Annotated in this window: 4 protein-coding genes and 1 tRNA gene; 2 read left to right on the top strand and 3 right to left on the bottom strand. The window is 67.8% G+C overall.

Annotation, left to right across the window (positions count from 1 at the left end):
• Window positions 1-774: 774 nt before the first annotated feature.
• Window positions 775-851, bottom strand: a tRNA-Met gene (locus ABFT43_RS18760).
• Window positions 852-1,083: 232 nt separating this feature from the next.
• On the opposite strand from ABFT43_RS18760, the gene ABFT43_RS18755 reads away from it, so the two are divergent.
• The gene (locus ABFT43_RS18755) at window positions 1,084-1,386 is read left to right on the top strand and encodes a hypothetical protein (protein WP_347961805.1); all 303 of its coding nucleotides are present in this window, start codon (window positions 1,084-1,086) and stop codon (window positions 1,384-1,386) included.
• Window positions 1,387-1,474: 88 nt separating this feature from the next.
• Here ABFT43_RS18755 and ABFT43_RS18750 read toward each other — a convergent pair whose 3' ends face one another.
• The gene (locus ABFT43_RS18750; protein ID WP_457590181.1) at window positions 1,475-4,432 is read right to left on the bottom strand and encodes a UPF0182 family protein; all 2,958 of its coding nucleotides are present in this window, start codon (window positions 4,430-4,432) and stop codon (window positions 1,475-1,477) included.
• 256 nt (window positions 4,433-4,688) lie between these two features.
• On the opposite strand from ABFT43_RS18750, the gene ABFT43_RS18745 reads away from it, so the two are divergent.
• Window positions 4,689-5,237: a PPA1309 family protein gene (locus ABFT43_RS18745; protein ID WP_347961803.1), complete on the top strand. Its 549-nt coding sequence runs from the start codon at window positions 4,689-4,691 to the stop codon at window positions 5,235-5,237.
• Between the two features lie 39 nt (window positions 5,238-5,276).
• Here the strand turns inward: ABFT43_RS18745 and ABFT43_RS18740 are convergent, their stop codons facing one another.
• Window positions 5,277-6,341: a YlbL family protein gene (locus tag ABFT43_RS18740; RefSeq protein ID WP_347961802.1), complete on the bottom strand. Its 1,065-nt coding sequence runs from the start codon at window positions 6,339-6,341 to the stop codon at window positions 5,277-5,279.
• Between the last annotated feature and the right edge of the window lie 55 nt (window positions 6,342-6,396).

The following is a 6,396-nucleotide window of genomic DNA, read 5'->3' as shown; positions in this document are numbered from 1 at the left end:
AAACAATCCCGAGCAGAAAGATCAGGGGCGGTCAGCTCGAACCCGGTCTCCACTCCCCTACCCCGAACCCCTCAGGCCCGGCAGGGCGGCGCCGTGGCGCGCTGACTCCGAATAAGTTACGCACGTGAGTCCACAACGTCAAATCGCCTGGTCAGCCCGGGTGACCGGTGGGTGAACCCGAGGTCGCGGTTCGACCTTCGACGCGGACCGCGTCGATCTGCCCCGAGGCCTTTTGCCGAGGTCATGCATGTTGGGCTCGGCCCCTGTATGCGCTCGCCCCCTGTTCCGACGCAAGTACCCCCTGGGGGTGCCGACCGTATCCCCCGGCCGCCGATCGCACGGGTCTACGACGAGGTCGTCGACGACAGGCGCTCACGTCGCCGGCCCGAGCGTGAGATGTGCCCGAGCGTGAGATGTGCCCGAGCGTGAGAGGTGATTGCCGCATGACACCCGGGACCGCGGCCGGTTGTCATCGATGCTCCGATCCCGCGCCACATCATCGCTCGTCGAGCAGGGGGTCGGCGAGCACCGGGTCGTCGAGCACGGCGCTACCGGACGCCGCCGGACCCGATGTCAGATGCCGGCCGTCGGGTGCCCGGAGTCGGGTGCCGGCCACCGGTCGACGTCACGCCGAGCCGCTCCCCGCTCTTCGTGTTCGCGGAGTCCAGTGGCGATCGGTGTGGCACCGAGCACGTGCACCGGGCGATACACACAAGGCGATTCACGAAAGAGCGAGAACCCCCGCCCGGGCATCCCGGGCGGGGGTTCTCGTAGTGGTAGCGGGGACAGGATTTGAACCTGCGACCTCTGGGTTATGAGCCCAGCGAGCTACCGAGCTGCTCCACCCCGCGTTGGTGAACACAACGTTACACAGCCGTTCGTGCGCGATGCAAATCGACCCGCCAATCGGGCGTGACCTGGTAAAACGCGCGTGACGCCGGTCACTGGGAATCGATAAAGCACAGGTCACGACACGGCCGCGTCATGGCCACTCGATCGGTCGCTCACCTGTGATCTGAGTCACCCCCGAGCGTACACTCGGGCTTACCCGAACCGGGCCGACCCACAACCGAGGAGGGAACCATGTCCATCCTTCACTTCCACCACGAGAGCCACGGCAATCATCCGATGGCGTTCATCGCTTTCGTGCTCACGCTCGGTGGATTCCTGTCGGCCGCGCTCTGGCTGGTCCACATGGCGGCCGGCAACTCCGGGTACGCCGCGCTCGCCGCGGCATCGATGGTCGTCGCCTTCGGTTGCGCCGTGGCGATCTTCTACACCATCGCCAGCCGGTACCACCACAGCCCGGTACTGCCCGACAACACCAAGGAAGAAACCGAACGCTACCTCCGCAGGTACCGCGGACCGCGCCGGACGGCTCACTGACGGCGCCGCGGCCGTTCGACTCCGTGACGAGGAAAACCGGTCGATGCACCCCTGATCGGGATGCATCGACCGGTTCGTTCGTGGGTGACTAGTTCTGCTCGGGCAGTGACTCGTACTGCGCGACGGCCTTGTTCAACCGGTCGAGCGCTGCGCCATACCCGGCGAAGTCACCCTTGGTCTGCGCGTCACGCAGCGCCTTGATCGCGTCGCCGATGGCCTTGACCGCGGCTTCGCGCTCGGGAGAGTCCGCACCCTGCGGGGGCGCCGGGCGCTGTGGCGGAGTCACACCGCCCTGTTGCTCCGACTGTTCCGGCTCGTCCACGCCCTGCTGATCGCCCGGCGGCGTGGCGAAGTCCGGATTGATACCCACCTGTCGCAGGGCCTCCTCGACCGTGGCGGCGTAACCGATCGGAGCGGTTCCGTCATCGGTGGACTCGTATCGGGTGATCACCCGGTACAGCCGCGGGAAGGCCTCCTGGCCCTGTGCCTGCGCATAGACCGGCAGCACATAGAGGATGCCGTTGTCGCCCACCGGCAGCGTGAGCAGGTTGCCATAGGTGACCGTGGCCCGGCCCTCCAGTGGCTTGAGGGTGTCGGCGACCTTGTTGTCGGTCGTCATCGGGTTGAACGCCTGCTTGGGACCGGCGGTCTGGTTGTTGGCCGGCAGCTCCTTGACCGTGATCTGACCGTAGTCGTCCGGGTCCGAGGAGACCGTCACGTAGGCACCCAGGATCGGCCGGTTCAGACGGGTCAGCACCGAGGTGAGCTGGAACGACGGCTTCCTGCTCTCCGGATTCGCCGCCACGAAGTAGTACGGCGGCTGGTCCAGACCGCGACGCTCGGCGTCGGGGCTCGTCGGATCGGAGGGCACCGACCAGAAGTCGTTGGCCTGGAAGAACGTTCCGGGCGAATCGACGTGGTACCTCGTGAGCAGCGACCGCTGGATCTTGAACAGGTCCTCCGGGTACCGCGCATGTTCGCGCAGCGAGGTGTTCTTGTCGTACTCCTCGCGCGAGGCGACCGTGCCGGGGAACGCCTTCATCCAGGTCTTCAGGACCGGGTCCTCGGCGTCGACCTGGTAGAGCTGCACCTCGCCGGTGTAGGCGTCGACCGTGGCCTTCACCGAGTTGCGCACGTACGACACGGTCTTGTTGACCTGGCTCCGGCCGGTCTGGCCCTGGTTGAGGTCCTGCGCGTCGGCGGTCGCGCTCTGCAGCGACATCGGCTGCGAGTACGGGTAGTTGTCCAACGTGGTGTAGCCGTCGACGATCCACTTGATCGAACCGTCGGCCATGACCGCCGGATACGTCTTGGAGTCCACGGTCAGCCACGGCGCGACCTGCTTGACGCGGTCCCGGGGGTCGCGGTTGTAGATGATCTTCGACGCGGACGTGATCTCGCTGGAGAGCAGGAAGTTCCGCTCCGCATACTTGGCCGCGTACAGGACCCGGTTGAACCAGTTGCCCAGCGGCACACCGGCAGGCCCCTGATACGTGTACTTGGCGTCGCCGAGATCGGCCTCACGCGGCTGGGCACCGCCGACGATGGCGTAATCCGGGTCGATCTTGGCGAGCAGTTCGCCGAAGTAGATCCGCGGCTGGGTGACCTTGATCGGCGCGTCGCGCTTGTAGGCCTCGGTCTGATAGTTGGTGGTGTCGCTGACGAAATACAGCGGGTCGCCACCACCGCTGAGGTCGTTGCCCGTCACCGCCTCGCGCACCCGGTTCGCCGGGGAGGCGATGAAGCCGTCGCCGTGGGTGTACACGAGGTGCTTGTTCAGCCAGTTCTGCTGGTTCTCCAGGTACCGGCTCGGGTCGAGCTCACGCACCGCCACCACGAAATCGCGGATCTGGCCGTCGATCTTGTAGCGGTCGACCGCGAGCTGGGTGGGGAACCCGTAGAAGTTCTGGCGCTGCTGCTGCTGGATGAAGGTCGGCGAGACGACGCTCGGGTCCAGGATGCGGATGTTCGACAGTGTCGGGGTGTCGGCGTCGACGAGTGCGGGCGTGGCCGGCTCGGCGGTCCAGTTCTTCTGGGTGATCACCTTGTCCGGCCCGATCCCGTACGCCTCCCGGGTCGAGTTGATCGCGCGCTGGATGTACTCGGCCTCCTTCTGCGCGGCGTTCGGCTTGACGGAGAACTGCTCCATCGTCAGCGGCCAGCCGACGCCGATGAGAAGTGCGGAGAAGAGCATCAGCACCGTCGCCAGGGCGGGGATGCGGAGGTCACGCAGCACGATGCCGGCGAAGAACGCGATCGCACAGATGATCGCGATGGCCATGAGGATCAGCTTGGACGGGAGCACCGCGTTGAGGTCGGTGTAGCTCGCACCCGGGAAGATGTCCGCCTTGCGCTGACTGGAGAGCAGGCTGTACCGGTCGAGCCAGTAGGCGATGGCCTTGAGCAGGAGGAACGTGCCCGCCAGCACCGCGAGCTGGACGCGGGCCGCGGTCGTCACCGTGCCGCCGCCCTGGCCCAGGCGGATGCCGCCGAACAGGTAGTGGGTGACCAGGCTGGCGAGGAACGCCACGACCACCACGACGAAGAGCAGATTCAGCACGAAGCGATAGAACGGCAGGTCGAACGCGTAGAAACCGAGGTCGAGCCCGAACTGCGGGTCCTTGCGGCCGAAGTCGGTTCCGTGCAGGAACATCTGCACCGTCGCCCACGATCCCTGGGCGACCAGGCCGGCGAGTGCGCCGATGATCAGGGCGGGTGCCACCGCGAACCAGCGGACCTTCGCCATGATGGCGGTGCGGTAGCGGGCCAACGGGTCGTTCGGTCCCGACGTCGGCACGAAAACCGGCCGCGACCGGTAGGCGAGCGCGAGCGCACCGAAGATGATCAGGGCCACCACGACCGTGGTGATCAGGAAGAGGATCAGTCGGGTCCACAGCACCGTGCTGAAGACACTCGAGTACCCGACATCCCGGAACCACAGCCAATCGGTCGCGAGACCGACGAGCCGTGGTCCGACGAGCAGGAGAATCAGGACGGCGACCCCGATGCCGATGATGATCTTGCTCCTGCGTGACAGTGTCGGCATTCCCGCCGGCCCTCGTACGCCCACCAGACCCACTCTCCAAGTTCTCAATCCGGACAACGCCCAGCCAGACGCGCAAGAGCCGGGCATGGTGGCCCCCACTGTACTGGCACCGCCCGCGCGGGGATTCCACGCGGGCTCAGCGTCAACGATCGCGGGCCGAACCGGGTTCCCACCAGCACCGTGGCCGCGGCCCGCCGGTGCCGTCCGGTGCCCGTCCGATGTCGGCGCGAGTCGGGCGACGAGGCAAGATGAGCGGGTGCCCGCCGATGACATCACCTCCGGCCCGTCCCCGTCGCACTCCTGGTCGACGGAGGACCTGGGTACGGCGCTGAGCGAGATCCTCGACCACGTCGACGAGGCCGGCTGGGGCCAGTCGGCCTCGGTGTTCGCGCTGGTCCCGACCGCGGTGCTCGCCGAGCAGGCGCCCCACCTGGTCGGCGCCGAGCCCACCGTGTTCACGCCGGTCGAACAGGACTGTCCGAACCTCGACGACTTCCTGGTGTCGGCGTTCTGGCCCGAACCCGTGGCCGGTGCCGCGGTGGCGATCGAGATCGTGATCGCCGAACCGGGCCCGGACGACGACGGCACACCCCGCTATGTGCAGCCGGGCTCCGGGACGTCGTCGGCCGGCGGTCAGCAGGCGCGACTGGTCGTCGGGGTGCTGCGCAACGGCCGGGATCTGGCGATCATGCGGCTGCGGGAGCAGCAGGGTGACGAACCCGAGACCCTCACCCACCCAAAGCTGGCCACCGAGTTGCGCGAGGCCCTGGCCGGGACGTTCGCGCCCGACGAGCCCGGGGCGTAGACGCCCCGCCCCGGAACGATCGAGTCCGGGAGGGTCGGCTCAGCAGCTCGGAGCCGGTTTGCCCGTCCCGATCGCCTCGAGCGCGTCGACCGCGCCGTCGAGGTTCTCGACCTTCACCAGTTCGAGGCCGTCCGGCCGGTCGGACTTCGCCTCCGCGCAATTGCGCGCCGGGACGAGGAAGACCTTCGCGCCGGCGTCGCGGGCCGCGCGGGCCTTGTGGGTGATGCCGCCGATCGGGCCGACCTGGCCGTCGACGTCGATGGTTCCGGTCCCGGCCACGAACTGCCCGTGGGTCAGTTCCCCGGGCGTCAGTTGGTCGATGACCGACAGCGCCAGCATCATGCCCGCCGACGGTCCGCCGATGTCGCCGACGGTGTAGGTGACCTTCAGGCCCGGGTCGGCGTTGACGACCTCCGCGGTGACCCCGAGGAATCCGGCCTTCTCGTCGTCGGGATGCGCGGTGAGCGTGACCGTCACCGTCTGCGGGGTGCCCTGTCGGAGGATCTCGACCGGCACCGCGGTGCCCGGCGGGTTCTTCGACACGACGTCGCGCAACTGCTTGGTCGTCTCGACCTCGATCCCCGCGACCCTCATGATCTCGTCACCGGCCTGCAGGACGTCCTTCGACGGGCCGTCGGGTTCGACGCCGGCGATACGCAGTGCGGTGGGACGGTCGAGGTAGCGCAGGGCCGCGACGGTGGCGTTCTCCTCGGATCCGGCCATCTGCGCGGCGTTCTCCTGCTGCACCTCCTCGGTGGTGCGGTCGGGCGGGTAGATCTCGTCGCGCGGGGTCACCGACCAGGTGCCCGACATCCACATCCCGAGCGTGTCGAAGAGGGTGAGACCGTCACGGACCGACACGGTGGTCAGATCGAGGTGCCCGGTGGTCGGATCGGTCGGCACGCCGTCGATCTGCACGACCCGGCGTTCGACGACCTTGCCGTTCTCCTCGACCTTCGCGGTGCCGAGCGTGTTCAGCGTCGGACCGGGGCCGAGTGCGGCATAGGGCACCTGGACCTGGGTGCCCACCACCAGCAACGCCACCATCACCGCCGCGCTGACGACGGCGGTGACGATCCTTCTCAGGCGAGGGCTCGAACTCATTCCGCACACGATAATGCCCCGGCCACCACCGACGGCGCCGACGTCCGGGTGCCGG

This window comes from Gordonia aurantiaca, assembly GCF_039939235.1.
Lineage (GTDB): Bacteria > Actinomycetota > Actinomycetes > Mycobacteriales > Mycobacteriaceae > Gordonia.
Note: the sequence above shows the minus strand (reverse complement) of the source record. Positions and strands in the feature narration are given on the sequence as shown.

Bases quoted from the DNA above. Each gene is read 5' to 3' on its own strand.
- ABFT43_RS18755 (WP_347961805.1), top strand. From the start codon at position 1,084: ATGTCCATCCTTCACTTCCACCACGAGAGCCACGGCAATCATCCGATG.
- ABFT43_RS18750 (WP_457590181.1), bottom strand. From the start codon at position 4,432: ATGCCGACACTGTCACGCAGGAGCAAGATCATCATCGGCATCGGGGTC.
- ABFT43_RS18740 (WP_347961802.1), bottom strand. From the start codon at position 6,341: ATGAGTTCGAGCCCTCGCCTGAGAAGGATCGTCACCGCCGTCGTCAGC.